General features: G+C 42.1%; 22 protein-coding genes and 1 other RNA gene. 8 read left to right on the top strand and 15 right to left on the bottom strand.

The features are described from left to right. Window positions 1-26: 26 nt before the first annotated feature. Window positions 27-590: a SelL-related redox protein gene (locus JWG45_RS07760; RefSeq protein WP_205279186.1), complete on the bottom strand. Its 564-nt coding sequence runs from the start codon at window positions 588-590 to the stop codon at window positions 27-29. A gap of 77 nt (window positions 591-667) precedes the next feature. Here JWG45_RS07760 and JWG45_RS07755 point away from each other — a divergent pair, with 77 nt between their 5' ends. Beyond that, on the top strand, window positions 668-1,390 hold the full coding sequence (locus JWG45_RS07755) for a TerC family protein (protein WP_205279185.1): 723 nt from the start codon (window positions 668-670) through the stop codon (window positions 1,388-1,390). Here the strand turns inward: JWG45_RS07755 and JWG45_RS07750 are convergent. After that, a complete protein-coding gene (locus JWG45_RS07750) occupies window positions 1,377-2,735 on the bottom strand; it encodes an Ntn hydrolase family protein (protein WP_205279184.1) in 1,359 nt (452 codons plus the stop codon). The genes JWG45_RS07755 and JWG45_RS07750 overlap by 14 nt on opposite strands. A gap of 276 nt (window positions 2,736-3,011) precedes the next feature. On the opposite strand from JWG45_RS07750, the gene JWG45_RS07745 reads away from it, so the two are divergent. Then, window positions 3,012-3,458 (top strand): DoxX family protein, encoded by a 447-nt coding sequence (locus JWG45_RS07745; protein WP_205279183.1) that lies wholly within the window; start codon window positions 3,012-3,014, stop codon window positions 3,456-3,458. 875 nt (window positions 3,459-4,333) lie between these two features. On the opposite strand, the gene JWG45_RS07740 is transcribed toward JWG45_RS07745, so the two are convergent. Further along, on the bottom strand, window positions 4,334-4,756 hold the full coding sequence (locus JWG45_RS07740; RefSeq protein ID WP_205279182.1) for an acyl-CoA thioesterase: 423 nt from the start codon (window positions 4,754-4,756) through the stop codon (window positions 4,334-4,336). A 621-nt stretch (window positions 4,757-5,377) separates the two neighbouring features. After that, window positions 5,378-5,777: RNase P RNA component class A (gene rnpB / locus JWG45_RS07735), an RNA gene on the bottom strand. A 126-nt stretch (window positions 5,778-5,903) separates the two neighbouring features. Between rnpB and JWG45_RS07730 the strand changes: the two genes are divergently transcribed. From JWG45_RS07730 to JWG45_RS07720, 3 genes are all read left to right on the top strand, one after another. Further along, complete coding sequence (locus JWG45_RS07730) at window positions 5,904-6,353, top strand: tetratricopeptide repeat protein (protein ID WP_205279181.1); 450 nt, start codon at window positions 5,904-5,906, stop codon at window positions 6,351-6,353. A gap of 189 nt (window positions 6,354-6,542) precedes the next feature. Continuing rightward, complete coding sequence (gene hpf, locus JWG45_RS07725) at window positions 6,543-6,830, top strand: ribosome hibernation-promoting factor, HPF/YfiA family (protein ID WP_069609281.1); 288 nt, start codon at window positions 6,543-6,545, stop codon at window positions 6,828-6,830. A gap of 67 nt (window positions 6,831-6,897) precedes the next feature. Further along, on the top strand, window positions 6,898-7,839 hold the full coding sequence (locus JWG45_RS07720) for a tetratricopeptide repeat protein (protein ID WP_205279180.1): 942 nt from the start codon (window positions 6,898-6,900) through the stop codon (window positions 7,837-7,839). Window positions 7,840-8,272: 433 nt separating this feature from the next. Here the strand turns inward: JWG45_RS07720 and JWG45_RS07715 are convergent, their stop codons facing one another. From JWG45_RS07715 to JWG45_RS07700, 4 genes are all read right to left on the bottom strand, one after another. Next, entirely contained in the window at window positions 8,273-8,830 is a 558-nt protein-coding gene (locus tag JWG45_RS07715) for an LIMLP_12425 family protein (RefSeq protein WP_205279179.1), read from the bottom strand. Between the two features lie 6 nt (window positions 8,831-8,836). Then, complete coding sequence (locus JWG45_RS07710) at window positions 8,837-9,439, bottom strand: RNA polymerase sigma factor (protein ID WP_205279178.1); 603 nt, start codon at window positions 9,437-9,439, stop codon at window positions 8,837-8,839. Between the two features lie 85 nt (window positions 9,440-9,524). Continuing rightward, a complete protein-coding gene (locus JWG45_RS07705) occupies window positions 9,525-9,884 on the bottom strand; it encodes a PilZ domain-containing protein (protein WP_205279177.1) in 360 nt (119 codons plus the stop codon). A gap of 138 nt (window positions 9,885-10,022) precedes the next feature. Further along, window positions 10,023-11,477, bottom strand: coding sequence for an MBOAT family O-acyltransferase (locus tag JWG45_RS07700; protein WP_205279176.1), 1,455 nt, complete (start codon window positions 11,475-11,477; stop codon window positions 10,023-10,025). A gap of 177 nt (window positions 11,478-11,654) precedes the next feature. Between JWG45_RS07700 and JWG45_RS07695 the strand changes: the two genes are divergently transcribed. Next, complete coding sequence (locus JWG45_RS07695; RefSeq protein WP_205279175.1) at window positions 11,655-12,260, top strand: DUF3332 domain-containing protein; 606 nt, start codon at window positions 11,655-11,657, stop codon at window positions 12,258-12,260. 33 nt (window positions 12,261-12,293) lie between these two features. On the opposite strand, the gene JWG45_RS07690 is transcribed toward JWG45_RS07695, so the two are convergent. Next, a complete protein-coding gene (locus tag JWG45_RS07690; protein WP_205279174.1) occupies window positions 12,294-12,749 on the bottom strand; it encodes a DUF192 domain-containing protein in 456 nt (151 codons plus the stop codon). Between the two features lie 241 nt (window positions 12,750-12,990). Between JWG45_RS07690 and JWG45_RS07685 the strand changes: the two genes are divergently transcribed. Next, entirely contained in the window at window positions 12,991-13,218 is a 228-nt protein-coding gene (locus JWG45_RS07685) for a hypothetical protein (protein ID WP_205279173.1), read from the top strand. A 25-nt stretch (window positions 13,219-13,243) separates the two neighbouring features. On the opposite strand, the gene JWG45_RS07680 is transcribed toward JWG45_RS07685, so the two are convergent. From JWG45_RS07680 to JWG45_RS07670, 3 genes are read right to left on the bottom strand one after another with little or no spacing between them, the layout of a single operon-like run. Next, a complete protein-coding gene (locus JWG45_RS07680) occupies window positions 13,244-14,017 on the bottom strand; it encodes an enoyl-CoA hydratase-related protein (RefSeq protein ID WP_205279172.1) in 774 nt (257 codons plus the stop codon). An 8-nt stretch (window positions 14,018-14,025) separates the two neighbouring features. Further along, entirely contained in the window at window positions 14,026-15,408 is a 1,383-nt protein-coding gene (locus JWG45_RS07675) for a PP2C family protein-serine/threonine phosphatase (RefSeq protein WP_205279171.1), read from the bottom strand. Further along, complete coding sequence (locus JWG45_RS07670) at window positions 15,383-15,736, bottom strand: hypothetical protein (protein WP_205279170.1); 354 nt, start codon at window positions 15,734-15,736, stop codon at window positions 15,383-15,385. The genes JWG45_RS07675 and JWG45_RS07670 overlap by 26 nt, the downstream gene beginning before the upstream one ends. Window positions 15,737-15,894: 158 nt before the next feature. Here JWG45_RS07670 and JWG45_RS07665 point away from each other — a divergent pair, with 158 nt between their 5' ends. After that, complete coding sequence (locus JWG45_RS07665; RefSeq protein ID WP_232380579.1) at window positions 15,895-16,938, top strand: hypothetical protein; 1,044 nt, start codon at window positions 15,895-15,897, stop codon at window positions 16,936-16,938. A gap of 775 nt (window positions 16,939-17,713) precedes the next feature. On the opposite strand, the gene JWG45_RS07660 is transcribed toward JWG45_RS07665, so the two are convergent. The 3 genes from JWG45_RS07660 to JWG45_RS07650 all read right to left on the bottom strand — a co-directional run bounded on the left by JWG45_RS07660 (window position 17,714) and on the right by JWG45_RS07650 (window position 21,548). Further along, a complete protein-coding gene (locus JWG45_RS07660) occupies window positions 17,714-18,124 on the bottom strand; it encodes a hypothetical protein (protein WP_205279169.1) in 411 nt (136 codons plus the stop codon). 70 nt (window positions 18,125-18,194) lie between these two features. Further along, window positions 18,195-18,830: a thiopurine S-methyltransferase gene (gene tmpT / locus JWG45_RS07655; protein WP_205279168.1), complete on the bottom strand. Its 636-nt coding sequence runs from the start codon at window positions 18,828-18,830 to the stop codon at window positions 18,195-18,197. A 603-nt stretch (window positions 18,831-19,433) separates the two neighbouring features. Further along, window positions 19,434-21,548 (bottom strand): methyl-accepting chemotaxis protein, encoded by a 2,115-nt coding sequence (locus JWG45_RS07650; RefSeq protein ID WP_205279167.1) that lies wholly within the window; start codon window positions 21,546-21,548, stop codon window positions 19,434-19,436. Window positions 21,549-21,552: the final 4 nt, after the last annotated feature.

The raw sequence follows: 21,552 nt of genomic DNA, 5'->3' as shown, positions 1-21,552 counted from the left end.
GAGAATAGAAGAATAAGTTTTCATTTTTACGCAGGCATCACGTCCGGACCGAATTCGGCACCCGGAAGCAAGGTTACTCCGGGGAGGTTTCTCCAATCGGGATGATCTCCGATATGTCTGTAAGAATGTTCCCAAACGATCCGATCCTTAACGACCAAAAAGACCCCCGGCATTTGCAGAGAATGTTTCCCCGGAAGCCCGTAAAAATGCCCCTTAAAAGTGGCTCTTGCGGTTCCGATTAAAACCTCAGGACCCGCAAGCTGAACGATGTTTGCATTTTTTAAACCCAGGCTTCGATAGAATTCAATCTGAGAATCCGCGACGACCGAAGCGTCCTCCCAGATTCCTGCAAAAAATTCTATCGCATCTTCCGATTCTCCGGGAAAGAAAAAAAGGATCGGGGGAAAGGAAAGACAGGACTCCGAAATTTCTCTCAGATCCTGCACAGCTTCTCTGCTAAAAATACAACCGGAATGTCTCAAAAAAACGAGAAGGCTCAAACGAGGTGGAAGACAGGAAAGAATCGTTTTGGCGCGAAGGTGAATTCCATTCACCTCTTTGTTTCGAAAAACTTCCGGAAGAAACTCCATACTTCCCCAGTATGACCTCTTAAATTTCCTTGTAAATCGATTGATTTCTTGGTTTTCGAAAAATTAACTGCATTTGCATGGAACTCCTAACTCCCGATAAGATCGTCGCAATCCTTACCCTCACCCTGATGGAAATCGTACTCGGAATCGACAACATCGTATTTCTTTCCATCGTGGCGGGAAAACTTGCAAAAAATCAACAAGCGAAAGCGAGAAACTTGGGACTTACCCTCGCCCTCGGTTTTAGAATCGGACTTCTCTTTGCCGTCACTTGGATCGCTTCTCTTACCAATGCACTTTTTACGGTTTTCGATTTTGCTGTCTCCGGAAGGGACCTCATTATGTTGGGCGGGGGACTATTTCTAATCGCCAAAAGTACGAGCGAGATTCACGGGAAAATTGAAGGAGCCGACGAAGAAGGCAATTCAGGATCCCAGAAAGAAAAAGTTTCCTTCTGGGGAGTCATCGTACAACTCATCCTTTTGGACATCATCTTTTCGGTGGATTCGATCGTAACTGCGGTCGGTCTTTCCGGAAATTTCGAAGTGATGGTAGTAGCGGTCATTCTTTCGATGATCGTAATGTTGATCTTTTCCGGTTCGGTGAGCGATTTTATCAACGAACACCCGACGATGAAAATTCTCGCACTATCTTTTTTAATCATGATCGGTGCGATGTTATTTGCGGACGGACTTCACTTTCACATACCGAAAGGATACGTCTATTTTTCGATGGCGTTTTCTCTCGGCGTGGAACTTATCAATTTAAGAATTCGGAAATCCGCTTCTAAGAAACGTTGATTCCCACCTTTTGATTCCAAGAAGACCATTGCAGGTTGTAGAACGGAGCAAAGGCCTTCTTGGGGCGCTTTTTCTTCAATTCGCTTAACAAATTCGCGTTCCAAAAACGATATTCCTGAAGCGCGACTCTCGTCGCCTTTTCGCTCAAAAGATCGATCTCCCTGGAAGGATTGGAATTCTTCTCCAATTTGGAAAGTTCTTGAAACCATTCTTCTTCCAAAGAAGCGATCCGCGGCTGAATCAAATTTTTCGCGTCGGGATAAAAACGTTGGATCTCCCTGTAAAATTTTTCATGAGTCCACCAGAGAGAAGTGTCCAGAGCGGCTCCCGGCTGTTCAAAATTCTTCTCCAAAAAACTGGTCCCAGGAAAACCGGCGGGAAGAAAAAGGGAAATCGAAGGAATCGCAGTTCCCGTAAACCAAAAACGATTTTTGGAAACCACGTTTTTGAGCTCAGCGACAAAAGAACCCGTAGTACCGTTAGGCGTAATCGGACCGGTTGCGTGAAGACAAACCGAACCCATATCCGAAGAAGAAGGATAAAAAGAATGGATGTTTCCCGGTTCCCCTTCCTGTCTTAGAATTTCCATCGCTGCACGAGGATCGAAATTTCCTTTTTTGGATTCTCCCATGGAAGCGGTCCTTGCACGACGAACCTTACACTTACTAAAAAAAGTAAAAAAAGAATCCGAGAATGCGTTCCGAAACGAAAAGGATTCCCCTTTTTTAACCCAACCTTCCTTCAGAGCAAACTCGACCGCGCGCGGATGGATTGCGTCGTAGTTGTCTTCCAGGGTAAGACCGTTTGAGATCGAATAAAAGCCTTCGATTTTTTTCCAAGCCCAGAACTTGCCGGCGGTCTCCAAAACAAAAGCGTTCTGAGAATCGGCGATCAAAAAACTATTGTGATAATAAAAAGAAGAATTCGAATAACCGCCGCAGGCATCTTGACCGAACTGTTCCAAAAGTTGAAGAATGGTTTCTCTTGCACTCTCGGCGTTTTTACTTCTTTCCAAAGAAAGACGAAGAAGATCCATTCCCGTAAGCCCTTGGTTCTTTTTTTCGAAAGGAATTTTTGTAAAAACGGCTTCGTTTCCGATCACAACTCCCGAAGCATTCGCTCCCATTTCGGCGCCCCACATCTGGAAGGGCTTGGATAAAATGACTTCTTGTGTTTCTCTTACGCTCGGAACCTGAATATACGTACACTTTGTCTCTTTTTCATTCGAGCGGGAAGGAACGCGGAGCAGCGCTTGCGCCTCGTTTGGTTCCCGATCCGAATTCTTCCCAAAAATCATGGAACCGTTGCCGGTAAAAGAAGGTGTCGCTAAGAATGTATCACACATGACGAAAGAAACTCTCCCTTTGGGGAAGCAAGGCAAGTCTTTTTAAACTGCTTTCTCAAGGCAAAGGTTCGTAACAATCTCTAAGTTATAAGAATCCGCGCCTAATTTATCGAGGTCCTCTCATTTTCGCCCGGAAAAGAATCCAGTGCGAATTCACCAGAAACGATTCCTCGAGAAGAATTTTGTCTTGACCCAATAGTTCATATTTAAACTATTGAAGAATAAAGCGACTACTTCAAACTTAAAGTATTAAAGTAGAGCAAAAGGAGAATCAGAATGTTAGAGACACTTTTTTCCACAAGTTCAGACCTAGGCCCCTTCCTTTTAAGATTGGTACTGGGAATTGTAATTTTTCCTCACGGAGCTCAAAAACTTCTTGGGTGGTTCGGGGGTTACGGTTTCAAAGGGACGATGGGTTATTTTACGGGAACGGCCGGACTTCCGACCATCGTAGCCTTCCTCGTAATCATCGGTGAATCCCTCGGTTCCGTCGCTCTTGTGTTCGGTCTTTTGACCCGTTTTACGGCTCTGAGCATCGCGATCATCATGTTAGGCGCGGCGATTTTGGTCCACAAAGAGCACGGTTTTTTTATCAACTGGTTCGGAGCGCAAAAAGGAGAAGGATATGAATTCCATCTTCTCGCGACCGGCGCGGCTTTAGCTCTGGTCTTCACCGGTGCAGGAGCTTATTCTTTGGATGCTTGGATTCTGAGTCTACTTTAGAATTTGATCGAATAGAATTCTGAATTTTCGAAAGAGAAACCAAAAATCTAAATAAGAGTGTTCGAAAACAAAGGACACTCTTACGATCCTAACTTCCAAAAGACCTCTTTCTTTTCGCAGGTCTTCGTAAAAAAACTCATATTCCCGGAACGGGTATCGACTTTGATTTTTTTAATTTAAGAATGGATCACGGATTCTTTTTTGGAAAAAACTTTTGTAGATTCCGGATCATCTCTCCCAGCAAGAAACTCCGACTTTTTAAGATTCAGCTTCGAAATTCATTCCTCACAGTGGAGAAATATTTTTTTGAAAATCGAAAATCGTTCTATAAATCCAAAAAGTCGGTCCTTCTTCCAGACGTAAAAAAAACAATCAAAGAAATTACACGTTCTTAAAAAGAGTTAAAAATAAAAAACAATCGGTTTTAAGAATCGAAGAAGAGTCTTCTATCTCATTTTTGAATTTTTACTTCTTCTCTAAAAAGAATCAATCTTTCGGAAAGAATCCCTTAGAGCTTTTTTTGAACTCAGAGAGAATGTGTGACAAGAGAACCCGCCAAGAATAAACTTCTAAAAAATTCATTCTCAAAAATTCGGAAAGATCGGGTAAAAAAGAAAAACGTCCGATACGGAGGAATCATTCCATGAAAGAATAAGGAGACTTCAACGGAGAGAATTAAAACGAGATAGCTTTTTTTTTATTTTTATTATATTCCAAATCCAGAGAATTCAAAAGATCTCATAAAGAAATGAGTTCGAATCGTTTTCCAAAGAAGATCAAAACCTTCTAAAAATAAAGGATTTAGCGGCAAAACAAAGAAAAGCAAAAAAAATTCGAAACAAAAAAGTCGATTAAAACGGCCCTTCCTTTCGGGTTTAAGGTTGTTTCTGAAAAAGAAGGGTTTTGTAAACATCCGGAAGTTGGGTGGGCCTTTGAGTTGAAAAATTGAACCAGAGAAATTCTCCTTTCGCTGTCGCTACACAATCTTCTTCTTGATTCCACATCGTACAGGATATATGAAAAGAGCGGGAAGTTACGGAATCCACCTGTAGAGTGATCGAGAGTATTTCCGGATAACGGACTTGTTTTCTATAATCAACTTCTATATGAGTGATCACGGGACCACCTTCTGAGGGACGATCGGGTGAATCCCAAAGTTTTAGATCGGAGAAGTAACTTGCTCTTGCATTCTCAAAATATTTGGCATAGACGACGTGATTTACGTGTCCGAAGGCGTCCATATCCCCCCAAGCAACTTTCTGGGAATAACTGTATTGATAACGAATCGGCTTTGGCATTCTTTCTATTCTTCCTAAGATTGATCCTATGCAAGATCAAACTCGTTCCTAAATTTATAACATTCCACTTAATCTTTGGATGAGAATCCGCTTCTTTTCTTTGGTTTTTTTGCGATTTGAAAAACCTGAACTTTTCCATCTTGGAAGGATCCCTTTCCTTTCCGTAAGTCTCGTCGTTTTCACGAAGTTCGCATAAACGCGAGAATTCTATTCTAAAAAACTCTCCTTCGTCGTTTTGGCGAAGTTCGCATAAACGCGAGAATTCTATTCTAAAAAACTCTCCTTCGTCGTTTTCACGAAGTTCGCATAAACGCGAGAATTCTGTTCTAAAAAACTCTCCTTCGTCGTTTTCACGAAGTTCGCATAAACGCGAGAATTCTGTTCTAAAAAACTCTCCTTCGTCGTTTTCACGAAGTTCGCATAAACGCGAGAATTCTATTCTAAAAAACTCTCCTTCGTCGTTTTGGCGAAGTTGTATAAACGCAAAATCGTAACTGTTCGCCGGAGTCCCTTCTTTCGGCTTCTGCAAAGGTTAAAAAACGGAATGGATTCCAGCATCTTCAGCCTATAGCTGCTTTCGCAACTGCAGGCTGAAGTTTCATTCTTCATTCGAAAGTATTTCGGCGCATTCTGCCTGTAAGCCGGATTCTGTCCTCTCCGAAGAGATGGATGGCCATTTATCTTGCTCCGAAAGTTACCGATCGGAGTCCTTGCTCTCTACCCGCAACCCCGCGGAAACGGCTAAAGGTTGCCTATTTGAGATTGCACCCGGGAGGGTTTACCGTTCCCGACTTCTCTCGAACTCGGAGGTGGGCTCTTACCCCGCCATTTCACCCTTACCTCTACCGAATCGCTTCGATAGAGGCGGTATCCTTTCTGTTGCACTTGTCCATACCCCGATCACCGAGATCTCTCTCGAAGGCCGGAATTCCGGGAATTACCCGGTCCCGTGTTTCCTGGTGTCCGGACTTTCCTCACCCTTCTCTTAACCGAGAAGCAGCGCGACCATCCGGCAGAATGCTTACGTTAGACAATTTTTGAAGCCCTCCCCAGAACCAGAAAAAAAAGAAAGAATCTGAGATTCTTCCCAAAAATTGGCACGGCACTTGCATATATCTATACAGAAGACGGATTTAGGGGTGATAAGATGAACAAGTTTATAACAGCTGCTCTCTTTTTAAGCATTTTTACTGGACTTTATGCTATGCCAGAGGCCCAAAAGGTCGAGGAAGAGCTTATTAAGTTTACACCCGAGAACGATATTCAACTTGCAAACAAACTCAGTGCTCTGGGAAGTCTCAAACAAAAAGTGAGAGATTACAACTCGGCGATCGATCTTTATAACCAATCCCTCAATGTCCGTGAGAAAATGGGAGAAAAAGAATCTTCCGGTTACGCTTTGGTTCTCTACCTCAAATCCATTTCTGAGTTTCGCCAAGGAAAATCCTGCCAAGCCCTTGAGAACATTAAGAATGTAATTTCAATCTATCAAAAAATCGGGGATATCGACGCGGCCCTCAATGCTGAAGAAGAAGCTTATAAAAAATATCAAGAAGCTTGTTCCATCCACATGGAGAACGTTGCGAACGCGCAATAACTCAAGTAACTTGAGCCCATTAATTCATCCCATCTCTAGTTCTAACTGACTTGGCCCGCCCGAAAGGGCGGGATTTTTTTTTGATTTGACTCTTCTCCTTTCAAGACTAACCTGAAATCCCGGATCCTGACATTTTCTGACTCCTCTCTTTGTCTAAACGATCCGGTCAAAAAAAATTCGGAGCCGCCTATGAAAATAAATTATAACTGGAAGAATGTCGATCATTCGAAAGCCGCCGAAGAATATGCGGATAGTAAATTGGATCGAGTTTCAAAGTATCTCCATTCCGTTCAATCGTTCGAGATTTCTTTTGAAATGATCCATGGAGAAGTCAGCGCGAATCTCAATCTTCACGGAGATGGAAACAAATTCAACGCACAAAATTCCAACAAAGATATCTACGCTTGTATAGACGGCCTGGAAGACAAGATCGTCAAACAAGTCAGCAAACATCACGATAAGAAAGCCACTCACTGATTCGATTTCGAAAGTGCCTCGCTCCGGTGGAGTCTCCACCGGATCTCAATCCAAAAAGAAATTCTCAATGTCCTTTTCCAGAAAATTAGAAGAAGCAAATCAGTATCTTTCCGACGGAGATTTTGAAAAGGCAAAGAAGAATTTTGATTCTCTCTTAAACGAAGACCCCGAACATCCTGAGGTGATCGCCGGATTCTTCATTGCATCGTATTGGGACAATAGACTCGATCGGATTCACAATGCAAAGGAAGGAAGGGAAAGAAGCCACCTTCTGATTCAATATTTTTCCGATTTTCAAAACGCATTCGAACTCAAAAAATTTTCGGGAACTTCTTCGTTTCGTTGTATTTCTGAATCTGTCCTTTCCGAAGCAGTGGATCAGTTAAAGATCTCGGTGCAAAGAGAAGGTCTGCATTTTCAGGATCCTTCCGCGCTCTTGGGGCTTATTCGTGAATTGATCCGTTTTCGGGATTATAGAAACGCGCTCGAAATTTTGAACTACGCCTCTTCCGTGGAAAGAAATTCGCCGGAGTTTCTCTATCTTCGTGCGGAATCTCTTTTTCAAACCGGAGAGGAAAGAAGAGCTCTCATCTTGTTTCGGGAAGCCTTTCTCAAAGATCCTACCGCCGCCCCACTCTCGGTGATCAAGTCGGAACCGATTCTAAACTGGATCGAAACCTTGAAAAGTTCCTATCAAGAAGAATCGGATCTCAAAGAAGTGCTTCCAGTCGTTCTTGCGGAAAGAGGAATTTTTGAAGAGACGAGAAATTATTCCGAAAAGGAACTTTTAGAATATTATAAAAACTTAATTCGTCTCAAAGATACTTTGAATTCCAGAAAGGATCTTTATGATTTTAAGATTCGCTGCAGGATTCTCCAACACGCCTGCTTGATTTTGGACGTATGTAGGGGAATGCAATACAGTGAAATTTACCAGGAATCCAAAAGGATTCTCGATCTCGTGGATCCCGGCTTTTTTCAGAGGAGACAAGACGGGATTCGAAAATAAAACTTTGATCCTTGTTTTTTTTTGAGTTTTGACTCGATCTTTTTCACTTTCAAGATCCTTTTTTCAGAATTCATTGAAAAGAACCTTCCAGACCGACTCGGGTCGATTCTAAAATGTTCGGGAAACTCAAACCGGAAGTCCGAACACATTTTTTTGGATTCTTGTTTGTCGGAAGAATGATATCTGCGTAGGCGCTCCTTTCAAGAACGTCCGAAAATGTGTGAGATCCTACGTTCGCGAGAACAACAAACCATTCTCACTTTCAAGAACGCTTCGAAAATGTGTGAGATCCTACGTTCGTGAGAACAACAAACCATTCTCACTTTCTTCAAAAAACCGATTGAGAGAGAGTCGATGAAAATTTGCCGTCCTGAAAAAAGGACGGCAAATTGTTGAGATCTGTGGAAGGAGGAAGAAGAACTAAAAAAAGAAATTATTTCCCTTGGGTCTTCTCTATAATTTTTCCGAGCTCTTCCACAGTTCTGAGATCACCTTTTTCAGAAAAATATCTCTGAAGAGAATCTAAAGTCTTTTTTGCTTCTGAGCTCGCAGGAATTTGTTTGAGAAGAGCTTCGTCTATCGAAGATGAAAAGGAACCGGAGGAAGGAATATCCTTGAAACTCCCCGAATCCTTCGAATCGAAAACGGTTCCGGATCTTTCCGTTAAAGAAGGAGACGAAGGAGATTGAAAACGATTGTAAGAAACGAATACGATTGCCAATGCTAGAATAGCGGAGAAGGAAAGCTGCAAACCGCGGTTGGAAAGGACATTCTCTCGGATTCTTTCCCATCCACTTTCGGGTTCGGGTTCTATCTGTTGGAGTTGGTTTTTCAATCGGAGGGAGAATTCTTCACTCAGCATGATGGAGCTGAGTTCTTTGTTTCTGAGTTCGGACATCGTCTTTACGAGAGAATTCTCAATCTTAAGCAGATCCCCGTCTTCCTTTCTCAAAAAGAGCGGAACCTTGAATTTTGAATGTAAACTTTTCATCTTTTTCTACCTGAAATATCCTTCACCTTTGCCGTCTTGTAAAATCAAATGTTTCAAGAATTCTTTTGCCTTAAAGAGCCTGCTCTTCACGGTTCCTACGTTCGTTCCTAAAACCTCTGCGATTTCAGCGTAGGACATTTCCTCGAAATATCTGAGTTCGATGACCTCTTTGTAGAGATCCTCCAACTCGTTGATTTTGCTAATTAGATAGTTGGACTCATCACTAAGTTCAATTTTTTTTTCGAATCCGACTCTCTCATCCGTTACCTGATATTCCTTATCGTCCATGGAATTCTCTTTAGCTCGTTTCCGTTTCGCTAACAAGTCCTTAGATTTGTTGACGACGATCCGATACAACCATGTATAAACGCCGGATTCTGCTCTAAAATTACGAATGGATCGATATCCGGAAATCAATGCGTCTTGCACGATATCCTCAGCGTCATCTCCGTCTTTCACCATGGAGATGGCCTTTCGAAAAAGTCTCTCCCGGAATGGATTTACGAGCTGAATATAGGCCTCGTCATCGCCTTCTTTGATCTTTTTTAGAAGACCGATTTCGATTTCCCTCAGGGTCGGTTTTTTTGGAATGATTTGTTTTTGGTCCATGCTTGTAGAAGTTGAATCCTGAATTCAAAGATCCTTAAGGAAGCGGATATGGCAATCCGGAAAAATAGAAAGAAAGAAGAATGGTTTAAGGATCCTGGAGCGAAAGATTGATCAGAACAAGAGTTTCCGTAAGAATCATAGGCGCTCGAAAACGAAGTCCGTAGACGAATCGTAACTTATGATCGATCGTCTCCGGTCCGGACCACACAATGTCTCCTTCAAATTCAAGACGTCTGGCCGTTTTTTTTTCGATGACGGACCCGTAAACAGGCTCCGTAGGATCCAAATCTTCTCCGTTAAAAATCAAACAGATTCCGGTTTCGGAAATATTTCCGAGTTTTGCATGAAGTGTGATTAAACCGAATTCGATTTGTATGATATAGTCCGCATAAACACCCGGATAGTATCGATGGCTTCTCGGCTGTTGATCAGGGTTTCCGGACATCCAGATCAGAGTTACAGCAGAATGAATGTTTGTCGAGAAGGATTTTCATTTTGAAATTCTTAGAATATTCAAAGGGAATCCACAAAACAAAACCTGCTTGCGAAGAACATTTGTTAGACGAAGTCGCTTAATAGATGATCAGAACTGAAAGTAGATAAAAGGAACTTCTAAATCCGGAGTCAAAAGAGCCAACCCGACAAACAATACGGGATAGAATGTGAACTCAAGCCATACCGGAATTTCCCAGTTTTTCTTTTTTTCAAAGATCAAATGCCCAAGCCACTGTCCGATAAAAACGGTGAGAATCACCGGAATTCCGGTCTTCAACATATAAGGACGCAAACCACCTTCGGAATAAACAAACATCGTTTTTACCATGACCCATTCTTTCGCAAGGGATTCGGAGCGAAAACAAGTTCCTACTGCAACGGAAACGAAATTTGCCAAGAATATTTGTATCGGCGCTAATATCTTTTCCGGAAGAATTCTAAAGTTCGGAAAATGTCTCTCCTTAATATTTGAGTAAATGGCTTCGATCAAAAGAAGGGTTCCCTGACAGCTTCCCCAAACGATAAAAGTCCAATTCGCACCGTGCCAAAATCCGGCGATAAACATAGTAAACCAAAGATTAAATCTGTGGCGGAAAACGCCGGCTCGATTTCCACCTAACGAGATATAGACGTAATCCCGAAGCCAGGTCGAAAGAGTAATATGCCATCTCCTCCAATATTCGGTAATACTTCTCGCGGTAAAAGGCATCCTAAAATTTTCCGGAAGTTCATACCCCAAAAGAAGCGCCGCAGAATAAGCCATGTCCGTGTAACCGCTAAAATCGCAGTAGATCTGAATCATAAACAAAGTCGCAGCGAGCCAAAGCGCGGCCGTTCCGAATTTTTCCGGCTGACCAAAAATCAAATCAACGATCGGAGAGACGTTATCGGAAATTACAACTTTCTTAATATAGCCGAGAATAAAAAAACGGATCGCGATTCGGAACGGAATCTCGGTCATATTCTTAACCGAATTCATCTGCGGAAGAAAGGTTCTCGCAGTTACGATCGGACCTGCTACAAGCTGGGGAAAAAACGAAACAAACAGTGCAAATCTTAAGAAGCTCTTTTCCGGAAGAATTTGTCCTCGATAGACATCGATTGTATAACTCAAAGATTGAAACGTATAAAAAGAAATTCCAACTGGAAGGATGATGTTTATAATCGGAAGAGAATTTCCGGCTCCTAACGTTGTTAGAAATAAATTGAGCGAATTCGCGAAAAAATTATAGTATTTAAAAAAACCTAGAATGAAGACAAGATTGAGAATTAAGCTGATCGTGATGAGAAAAAATTTGGTTTCCTTATTCTCGCTCGCGTGAATTCTTTCCGCAAGCACGAAGTCGATCACGGTGGAAAGAAGAATCAGTCCCCCGAATCTCCAATCCCAACTCATGTAAAAATAGTAACTTACGATAAGAAGAAAACTGTGGGTAACGGTGAGAGCTCTCGCGTCCTTCCCGAAGAAAAAGGGAATGATATACCAGTAGATCAGGAATACGAAGACAAAAAATACAAAAAATTCTAAAGTAGGAAAAAGCAAACTTCTACTCCCGATGTTCCTCTCATGTTTTTCCGCACCTGGATCCGGTCAAGGAATTATGAACTCCCGCAATTTACCTTCCCGCTCGAATTTCTCCAGCTTGAAAAAAGAAAAATCTTGCATAAATTTCGATTCAAGGATTCAATTCTCAGAAATCTGACCAAGGAGTTGTTTTTCATGCAACAAAATAAGTTTCGTAAGTCTCTCGTCGTTCTCCTCATTCCGATGATCACCCTTCTTTCATTCGCAAATTGTTTCGGTAAATTTGCCATCGTCAAAAAAGTGTATGACGTAAACGAAGGTTTCAATATCGGAAGCGGGCTGCTCGCGAAGATTATCAAAACTCTCGTAATGTATTTTCCGTTTAGCATTCTTTACGCGGTTGGTTTTTTCTTTGACATCGTTCTATTCAACCTCATCGAATTCTGGTCTGGAAGCAATCCGGTCGGTTACAACGAATATGATAAAGATGGAAAATACGTAAAAACTTTCGAAGAACAAGGTGAGAAGCTGACTTTAACCTATTCTAATTTTGGAAGCAGACTGGATCTTCAGGTTGAAAAAGACGGAAAATCGCAATATCTTTCCACTCTTCGATCAGAGCCTGGAAAGTTTTACGTAGAAAAGAACGGAAAGCTGGAAGAAATCGCGGTTAGCGCGGAAACGATCGGTTCAAAGACCATTCTAAAAATGGCGGAACAAGGAAAGCTGAAGTCCACAAAAGTGATCGAAACCAAAACGTTAAACGAATTGGAAGCAAAACTGACAGCCGAAGCCCTTTAAGAATTTTATAAGTAATCAGGGATTCGTCCCTGATTACTGAGCCGCTCTGACTCGATCCGGAATTTTCAAAACTCCGAACTTGCTGATCTTTCTTTTTACGAACCATCCCTGATTGACTTCCAAAGCATACAAAGCCTTTTCGCTCGAATGATAAAGTTCTTTTGTCTGGTTCGGTTTCATGTCGTGAATATCGGTGATTCTTTTGTCGCGATTAAAGTACGCGATGCTCAGAGGAATCCAAGTATTCTTCATCCAAAAACTTAGATAGTCCGGTTCCGAAAAAACAAAAAGCATTCCCTCATTTTCACCCAAAGATTTTCGATACATCAGGCCGCGAGCGCGATCGGCTGGAGTACTCACGACTTCTACAAGAAGCGGATGCTCGTCCACGAAGATCGTAATTTTTTCAATGTCTTTTGCATCTACGTTGTATGAAACGGCGAAGAGAAAAAGAAGAATAGGAATATTTTTAGATTTTAGTTGAAACATATTTTCTTTTTTTCTTTGAATTTTACATCGGGAAGAAGATCCGGATTTCCGTTTTTCTTAGAGTTGTCGCAATTCCGAGAGAGACGAAAATTTCCGATATTTTAAGCTCTTTCTCCCCTCCATCCAAATCTCAGAAGCTTATTCAAAATTTTTTTGAATCTTTAAGATAAATCCGTCGGAACTCCGACAATCCTCCGTGAAGACGCGCGCCCCACCCTGACCTTGGGTGGAGGGGCGGGTGGTGGAAAAAGTTCCGGAAATTCTCCTCTATCACAAAATTCTAATCTTGCAAGCACAAATCCCCGCCGTCGGAACTCCGACAATCCTTCGTGAAGACGCGCGCCCCACCCTGATCTTGGGTGGAGGGGCGGGTGGTGGAAAAAGTTCCGGAAATTCTCCTCTATCACAAAATTCTAATCTTGCAAGCACAAATCCCCGCGTCGGAACTCCGACAAGCCGGAGTTCTTAAATTCTTTCTCGAAATTTCGGAAAGACTAAAAATTTGGAGACCTTTTTTCTAAGAATGAGGTCATTCCCTCTTTCGATTGACCTCCGTCGAAACAGGAGCCGAAAGCTTTTTCTTCGATCGAGATTCCTTCTTTGAGAGAAACGTTAAGACCTTGCTGGATCGTTTTTTTCACCCTTTCGATCGCCTGCGGTCCTTTTTTCAAGATGGAATTCGCAATCATTTTACAAACTCCTAATAGATCGTCCCCTTCTTTTACGAGTTTGTTGAGAATTCCGATTCTATAACCTTCTTCCGCAGTTATCATCTCCCCGGTCAAAACGAGTTCGATCGCTCTCCCGTATCCGATGAGTCTCGCGAGTCTCTGAGTTCCTCCGAATCCAGGAATGAGACCAAGAGAAACTTCCGGTAATCCTAATTTTGCCTTTTCGGTACCGATTCTCATATCACAAGCAAGTGTGAGTTCCATTCCACCGCCCAACGCGAATCCGTTGATAGCGGCGATGGAAACGATTCTGGATTGATGCAATTTTTGGAATACTCCATTCCCAAGTTTGGAGAATTCCTCTCCTTCTGCAACCCCAAGTTCTTTCATCTCTGCGATGTCGGCTCCGGCGACGAATGCTTTTCCTTCTCCGGTAAAAATCATCACACGAATATTTCTATCTTTTTCCAAAGTATCGATTTCTTGACCTATTTGAGTCAAGACTTCTCTATTCAACGCATTGAGCGCGGACGGTCTTTGGATGGTAAGAATTGCGACTTGCCCTTCTTTGTTTACGTTGATTAATTTTTCACTCATTCTTTCTATTACTCCACTTCTACGATGAGAAAGAGGGTGTCATCCTCCAGTGTTACGTTTCCGAAAAATTTCTCCACCGACTTCTGAACGTTGGCTTTGAAGACGACCAGATCCTTTTCGAATCGATTCTCATTCAATATTTCTAAGAGGCCTTCCGTTCCAAGCTGTTTTCCTTCCTCATTTTTGTTTTCTATCAGCCCGTCAGTGTATAAGAAGAAGCGATCGTCTTCTAAGAGCGGGAGTTTTACCTGTTCCGCAATCGGCTTTTTGATTCCGAAACCAAGAATCGCACCTTCGGTTTCGATTTCAGAAAATTCTTTCTTAAAAGATCCGTGGATCAAATACGGATGTCCCGCGTTGGAAAACGTGATCTCTTTGGAAATAAAATCCATAAACATATAGATCGCGGAAGCGTGATAAGATTGAAACTGTTTTTGTAAGGATTCGTCTATATAATCCATCAAACGAGAAGGATGTACTTTTAAAATATAAGGCATCGTCGAAACCATAATCTTTACCATGGACGCCACCAAGGCCGAAGCTATCCCGTGCCCAGCGATATCGGTTAAAAAGATACCGGTGTTTCCTTCTCTCAATTGAACGAAGTCGAAAAAATCCCCTCCGATATGATTCGGAGTGATTCTCATCACCTCGTAACGAATCCCTTTGATGCTCAATCTTCCCGGAAAAAGATTTTCTTGAACCTGTTTTGCAATCGTAAGATCCTGCTGGATGTATTTGTATTCCAGATCCAATTCGGACGAAATCGAGATCAGTCTTTTTACGATAATCACGGAAGAAGTCCCTATGACGATACAAAGTCCGTAAACGACGTCGGGAACAAAAAGAATTCGGGGAAATTCATCCAAGCCGAGTTCGATTCTTTTGATCGAAACAAAAAAGATATGAAGAGCAATGGCGATGATTCCCGTAAAAAAACAGGATCCTTTTTTCAAACGAAACATCTGAAAAATCACGATGAGAGAAATAAGTAAAAAGTAATTATTATAAATCTGCAGGCTTTCCAAATCTTGAAAGCTGTAAAAGGATTCGTGAAAAAGATTCATCATCAAAAAGATGATCGCGACGTTTGAAATCTGAATCACATATGAAAGAAACCTTTCCTGAAAGGAGAGGACCAGACTCATCACGTTGATCAAAAAAATAATTCCTAAATAAAACACTCCCCTTTCCGAGTTTCGAACTTCCGGGATCGCGAGAGTCGGATACATCGTAAAATGAAGAAGAAACGCAAGTCGAATAAAGGATTGATCGATACGAGTTTGATCCTTCCAGGCTTCCGCATCGCTGTAGTTGAATTCCCTATCAAAAAAAGTGAAGGGATTCAGAAAGCCGGATCGAAATCTACTGAGTCGTTTTATCCAAGTCATAGCGAGTAATTTCCGATCCGGAAAGATAAATTTTTAAGTTCCAACCCGACTCCAAATACTTGTCTAATTTTTCCGATATCTCCAAGGCTTCCTTTTCCGTATTGACTCGAATAAAAAAAGAACCGGAAGTCGCCTTATAATTGTAAGGAAAACGTTCGCTTAACAAAAGTGTGACCCTAAGATGGTCCGTCCGTGTTTCGATCACGATATGAGAAACGTGTTTTCTGTTGATGATTCTTTCATAAATCGGAAGACTCCAGGGATTGGTTTCCGCATTGGAAGATAAGGCCGCAAAAAGAAACAAGGGCAAAAGGAAATAGAACTTCATCGTTTCTGAATTTCCCTAGCCTGGGAACTTTGAGTCCAAATTTATAAGCCTCCCGGATTAGCGCAAACCATTCCGTTTGCCACTTCTTTTTTTTTCCAGAATCATTCGGCTTCGGTTTCGAGTTTACTTTTTTTCAGGGCATTGGAAAAATCTTTCCTATGTATTTATTGCCCTGCGGTGTCTTGGAAAAACATTTCCGAATATTCTGGATCGTATCCTTTTTTTTGGGATTTTTCTTTTGCAAGCCTCCTCAGAATACAATGGGAAATAATCCGTACGCCGAACTCTTTTCAAATCATAAAATAACAAAAGCCGAGCGTTATACTCTCTCCAAGGGCTGGGAGAATAGAATTTTCAGCTTAGATCAGGAAGAAAAAAATTTTATCCAGGAGATGAATCGAATCGACGGATTCCAAGACTCTCCCCGGCCTGAATCGAATCTCGAAGCTTGGAAGAATCGCCTATTCGCTGTTAGAAAGAATCTTCCGGATTCCGTAAACTCGATTTTAGACGAATCTCTCTATCGTGTGATTCTTTGTAAGAATTTAGGCGGAACGGGCCTTACCAGTTTTATATACGATTCCCGGGGTCCGGTCGGCGGAATCGTTTTTTTAGATACTGAAATGTTGAAACAGACGGCAAATAGATGGATTACAAAAAAGGAGAATTCACCCTTTCGATCAAGGAAGACAAAAATTTCGGTTCAAATAGAATCCGCTGCGGAAGACGATATGGAACGTGCGACCGAATACATTCTTTTGCACGAGATCGGGCATCTCGTTTCCGTCCGGGAAAAGACGGTTCCCGACTTTCGTTTAAAAGTAAGAGACTTTAGTACTTTTGAATTTTCTAATGGAATTTGGACCGGAGAATCGGAAAGCCGGTACGATTCAGTCTTTCCGCTACGGAAAAAAATTCGATTTTACACAGACGAACCTTTGGATCTCGAAAACAATTGGAATCAAATCTATCCGACGTTAATAAAAACTCCGTTTCCCACGCTCTACTCCGCGACCAACGGAGATGATTTTTTTGCAGACTCCTTTGTTTCCTACGTACATACAGTTTTACAAAAAAAAATCTGGCATCTGGAAATTCTTCAGGACCAAATCACAGTTTTTGAAATGAAAAACGGGATCCTCGAAGAACGTTGCCGCAAACAGAAAGAATTCTTAGATCGATTGTTTCAAAAGAAACACTAGTATTTGGATGTCAAAATAAGATTTCTTTTTGCAATTTCCTGCGCTGCGTTTTTTTAAAAATCCTTACGTTTTACGCAGACGAAATCTCTCGTCTTAGGGCGGTCTTTCGTGCAAGTCGCCCACCCTACGTCCTCCCCATCCTTATCCACAACTTTAGAAAATCTTCAGAAAAAAAATGTCGTAACTACGACAATTCTACTGTGAAACTCGCGCGCCCCGCCCAAAACTTGGGTGGTGGGGTGGGTGGCGGAAAAAAATCAAGAGACTTTTCTCTATCACAAAATTCTAATTTTGCAAGAAATAATTCCCGTGTAGGAACTCCTAAAAGATCTTTCTTGTAGGACGATTCTCGTCGGTTGCTCCTCTCAACTTGCGGACAAGGCGATGATAGCGACCTTTCGGGGCTACGTAATGAACTTTTGGGTGGAGCGAAAATTTCAGAGAAAATTCTTTACTTGCAAAAATTAAACTTTTTGCAAGTATCCAATCTCTCCGTAAGAACTACCGCAAAGGCGTTTCCAGAAACCTTCTCCATCCAAATTTTTTCTTCGATCCGTATAAGAATTGAAACGATTGTGATTTTAAATCCACTTAAGGGAAATCTTTCTTTTGCAAATTCGGTTTAGGTTTCAACGCAAACTTCCATCTCCCGGCGAAGACGAACATTCTTTATAAAACCGTCGATAGCAATAGGATCGAAATTCTTTCTTTCCCGAACCCCTTGTGATCAAGAAAATTATGAAATTCTTATACGATTCGGATCGTAGAAGCGACTTTAATTCTCCCGAAAAACTCGTCCCGCGAGATAACTCATCGGAAGATAGGCCAAAACAAGATCCACAGCAATAAACCAAATCGGGGAAGGAAGCATTAGAATATTAGCGATTCCTCCCGCCAAGAAAAAGAAACCGATCGCCATCGCAAACTTCGCTTTCTGCCGAATACAAACAAGAGCGGTAACAAGAGAACCCGTAAACGTCCCCAGGGCATGCGCCAAAAACGGAAAAATAAAATGTTTTGGCTGAAACAGATGTATCGACGCTTTCAGTCCTTCCATGGTAGTCACGTCCGCTCCTTCCGGAGCCGGAATAATCTGACCGCTTACGGTGATCAGACCCATATTGACCACACTTCCTAAAATCAGACCAGCGACAACAGATAGAATATTTCGAAGAGTTGGATTCATTTTTTCTACTTCCTTGCATCCTGAAATTTTGAGATCCCTTTACGTAAGAGAATTTCCATACGATCCGGGATCAAATCTTTTCTAACAACCAGACGTTCTCTTTCGCGGGACTTTTTTTCAATCCTCCCGCAACTTTTTTGCTCTCGAGTAGTTTCAATTCATAGTCCTTCGAATAGTGCCGTCTTACCTCATCTTCTTGAATTGAAAAAGGAGGTCCATCCATTAGACTTTGATCATATACATAACAAACCAACAGCTGAGGCGATTTCCCCGTTATTTCCATCAAATGCGCCGTATAATGATCTCTCATTTTTTCCGGAAGCGCCACGAGCGCGGCCCTATCGTAAATTGCATCGACTGAACCAAGGATCCCATTCGACAAATCAAAAATATCACCCGTAAAAACTTCGATATTTTCCGCGCTATAACGATCCAGTTCTCCGAAACTTTCGACTTTCGGTTTCACGCCTAATTCGCCAAACAGCTGTTCTATGGCGATCTTACTCAGTTCGGCGCCCGCAACACGATAACCTTTCGAAAGCAACCAATGGATATCGAGGGTCTTTCCGCATAAAGGTACGAATACGCGACTTCCTTCGCGTAGATTTAATTTTTTTGAATATTCCACTAAAAACGGGTTCGCTTCGCGTTCGTGAAAAGCGATCTCATTCTTACTCCACCTCTGATGCCAAAAGTTTGCTTCCATATAAAACCTCTATCGATCTTCCGCAATAATCCGCTCGATTTCATCCTCGTAAAGCGAGATTTGCGAGCGATTGAGAGGATTGTCTTCATTGGTTGAAAATCCAAAGTCGTTTTCCTTGATTCGATCGAATGCTATTTAAAGTCCCGGATCGAAGATAACTTTTCGTCCTTTATTTTGAGGGTTGTAATCAGTTGGATTCAACAGCTTATCGCTAATCGTCAAAGTCGGCCCCGTGGCAAACATTCTTAATTATACAATGATTTTATGATACGCTCAACGAAGGGGATCGATGGCTTTCAATCTTTGCTTCGCAAGATCCTACTCTTTCACCGAAATATCAAGTCAATCGGCGCGCGCAAAATTCAAAACGAAAAAGGATTTCTTTCCGAAATGATCGGGATACTTAGACTTTTTTACAGGCAGTTTTTCGAAAATATTTTTAGATCGATCGATCCATGAATCCTTCGACATTCGTGAGTATCGAATTTTGGTCCCCGATCGTATCCGTGTTTCCGATAAAATATTTTACAATAAACCCCTGTGATACGATACGAGATTTGTATCGAGCCTACCGAATACAACGAGTGAATTATGATTTCTTCTTCACTTGCCTTTCGAATCGGATTCGCTTTCTTCCTTTTCGGAAATCTTAAACTTATCGATCAAACGAAGAAGTGCCTCGGATTGAGTGTGCATATTCCCGGAAAATCCTGTGAGATCATCGGCGCCGCTCGCAATATCCTGCGTTCCTTCCGAAATGCTGAGGATGGTCTTTGTGATTTCTTCAGAAGCGCGCTTTTGTTCTTGAACTGCTTCTTCTATCTGAAGACTGAAACTCATAAGAGAACTCGCGCTTTGATGTATCTTTTCCGTATTTTTTTCCTGTGTGTTGACGGAATCCAAAACGTTCTTCGCGGAAACTCCGAACATATCCACGGAACTTCTTAACTTGGCGAGAATTCCGGAAGCTTCTTTTACCTTGCTCGTTCCGTTCATAACGGCGCGGTTTGTGGATTCCACGAGCTGACCGATCTCTTGAACGCTATTGGAAGTCTGGGATGCGAGTTTGGAAATTTCTTCCGCGACAACGGCAAATCCTTTTCCTGCCTCTCCGGCCCTGGCGGCTTCGATCGCGGCATTTAACGCGAGTAAGTTGGTCTTTTCGGAAATATCGGTGATGATGGAAAGAATTTCGTTGATCCTTGACGCGCTGTCTCCGATTTCATCCATCGCCTTAGTGGATTGATTCATCGAACTTTCGCCGGTCGTCGCCTGTTGTTGAGATTCTCCGGCTAGCGAGGCTAAGGACTTCATCTCTTCGTTGATTCTTGCGATTTGTTCTTTGAGAAGAATCACGTTTCCATCGATGTCTTTCATGTGCGAAATCGCCTTTACCATCGAGTCCCCCACGTTTTCCGCGGAAGCCGCAAGCTCTTCGATTGCGGCTGAGGATTCTTCGGAAGCTGACGCCTGTTCTTGTGCGACGTCGTAAAAATTCTTTGAGGACTCTGCCATTTTATCCGAAGTCGAGTTTAAGGATTCGGAAGATCCCTTAATTTCAAAAATAATTCCTTTGATGTTATTCTTCATCCGATCCAAGGATTGAAGCAACTTTCCAATTTCATCGGTTCTTTCGTATCCGTTGTTTACTACGAGATTCCCGGATGCGATTTCTTCGGAGAACGAGATCGCAGCATTGATTCCTTTCGTAATCAATTTTTGGAATATTAGATTTAATACGATTACTATGACAATCATCGTGATCAGAGAGGAAGCTACCGTTTCCAGAATGATCCTTCCTAAATTCTTCCAGAAAACGTTATCGGGAACGCTGACTTCCAAAATCCATTTCTTATCGTAATTTCCTAAAAAGAATGAATAGAAAAAATGTGTCGCCCCGTCTTTTTTCAGGATCTGAAGTTCCTGTTTTTCACTTCCCTCTATGATCTTTTTCTTCCATTCAGGATCTTGAATGTCTTTTCCGACCAAGCCAGGCTCTTGCCCGTTTGCTGCGTAAAAACCTCCCGGTGAAATCAAACTCAGATATCCTTCTCCCTGATACGGACGTATCGGAGCGAGCATCTTCTGCATATTCTCCATCGTGATGTCCATTCCGACCACTCCGACAACCTGCCCCTCTCTTCGAACCGGTTTTACAACTGAGATCATCAGAATTTCTTTTCCGGAAACGGGATACGCAAACGGGTCCGCTATAAAATCGAGCCCGGTCTTTTTCGGAACGTTGTAAAAATATCCGCTCGCATCCTGATTTTCATAGTAAATCACGGGCTCTAAAACCAACGGTTTGTCCTGCCCTGCGGCCTTGTTGATATAAGGAATAAATCTTCCAGTGGCGTCATACCCCAGTTTGTTTTTATACTGTGAGTCTTTGGAATCGAATTTTCCGGGTTCGAATACGGACCAGGCACCGAAATAATTCGGATCCGATTTCGCAAGGTCCTTCAACGTTTCTATCGTCTCTTCCCGGCTCGGTCTTGCGTGGGCCAGTTGGAATTCTAATCCTCTCAAACCTCCGAGAGCCTTATCAAAAAAATCCTGAATCTCAAAAGCGTATCGCGACGCGACCAAATAGGAGGAATCTCTGATATCTTCCGTAAGTTTAAAATACGTGGTAATCGTGTTGATCGTAGTGATCGCAATACTACCCGCCAATAAAATGAGAGAAAGATATAACGAAATTCTAAACCGTATGCTCATGATG

The organism is Leptospira ainlahdjerensis, assembly GCF_016919175.1.
Classification (GTDB): Bacteria; Spirochaetota; Leptospiria; order Leptospirales; family Leptospiraceae; genus Leptospira; species Leptospira ainlahdjerensis.
Note: the sequence above shows the minus strand (reverse complement) of the source record. Positions and strands in the feature narration are given on the sequence as shown.